The 1,201-nt window shown below is 30.6% G+C and carries 2 protein-coding genes; one reads left to right on the forward strand and one right to left on the reverse strand.

The window, feature by feature from the left end:
• The coding region (locus JF818_RS12970; RefSeq protein ID WP_255528458.1) for a phosphoribosyltransferase at window positions 1–333 on the reverse strand (333 nt) is incomplete at its 3' end.
• 190 nt (window positions 334–523) lie between these two features.
• Between JF818_RS12970 and JF818_RS12975 the strand changes: the two genes are divergently transcribed.
• Entirely contained in the window at window positions 524–1,030 is a 507-nt protein-coding gene (locus tag JF818_RS12975) for a helix-turn-helix domain-containing protein (protein WP_198892411.1), read from the forward strand.
• Window positions 1,031–1,201 lie beyond the last annotated feature (171 nt).

Here is a 1,201-nt window from a genome sequence, read left to right on the forward strand (position 1 = left end):
TACTAGATATTCAAGTGTTAAGCCTGAATCAATAATATCTTCAACAATCAGTACGTGCTCCCCTGAAATGTTTTCATCTAAGTCTTTCAACAGTCTAATAACTCCTGTTGATTCTGTTGATGCACCATAACTTGAAACAACAATAAAATCAAGAACAACATCCAGTTCAAGATTTCTAATTAAATCTGCTACAAATACATTTGCACCCTTCATTACTCCTACAACTATTAGTTTCTTTCCTTTGTAATCCTCTGATATCTGTTCACCAAGAACTTTAATTCTATCGGCTAAATCTTTCTCAGAATATACAATACTTTCAATATCTTTATGCATAATACTCTCCTTTACAAAACTGATTGTACACTAATTCAATTGAATATGCACTACTCAGTAGCATTATTGTGAACTTTTTACGAACGACTTATATCAATTCGTAAACTTTTTTATTTTTTTTTATTTTTTTATGCTTTTCGTGAATAAAGGTCCCACTTTGGGATATAAATAACGAAAAGGGGGAAATCATATGGCAACATTTTGTGAAAGATTAAGAAGAGTTAGAAGAGAAAAATTTATCAAGCAAAAGGACATTGCTGATTATTTAAATATTGCAGTCTCAACTTTATCTCAATATGAAAACAACAAGCGACATCCTAGTTTCGATTTACTCGCAAAAATATCTATCTATCTTAATGTATCAACTGATTATCTACTAGGTGTTGAAATGCCTGGCAAGGCTACTATTTCAAGGAATATTGATACCGTAGATCAAACAGTTGACGATATATCTTATCATGATTTAATAGAAAAGATAACAGAACATTTGGTATTAATCGCCAATCAAAACGACAAAAAATCTTTGGTGATACTTCACGAGTTATACGATTCAATTGCATCTATTCGAATTGATAAAAATTTGACAAACGAAAACAGTTCAATTGAAGATATTTTAACTGAACACTTATCACATAAAGAAGTGATTGATCAAAAGCTGAACAAATTATTTAGACATCATATAAAATCTTGTTCTTAATAATCCAACTAAAAGAGAAATCCAAATGGCAAGCCATTTGGATTTTATAATTTTGAGGCAGCAGCTTCATCTACTAATACAATCACATTCTCATGTAAATGTAATACAGATGCAGGTAAATCTGGTTTGATATCGTCTTTCACCAATTGACTAATGATCTCAGCCTTTCCT

The sequence above is a fragment of the Sphaerochaeta sp. S2 genome (assembly GCF_016406725.1).
In the GTDB taxonomy this organism is placed as follows: domain Bacteria; phylum Spirochaetota; class Spirochaetia; order Sphaerochaetales; family Sphaerochaetaceae; genus Sphaerochaeta.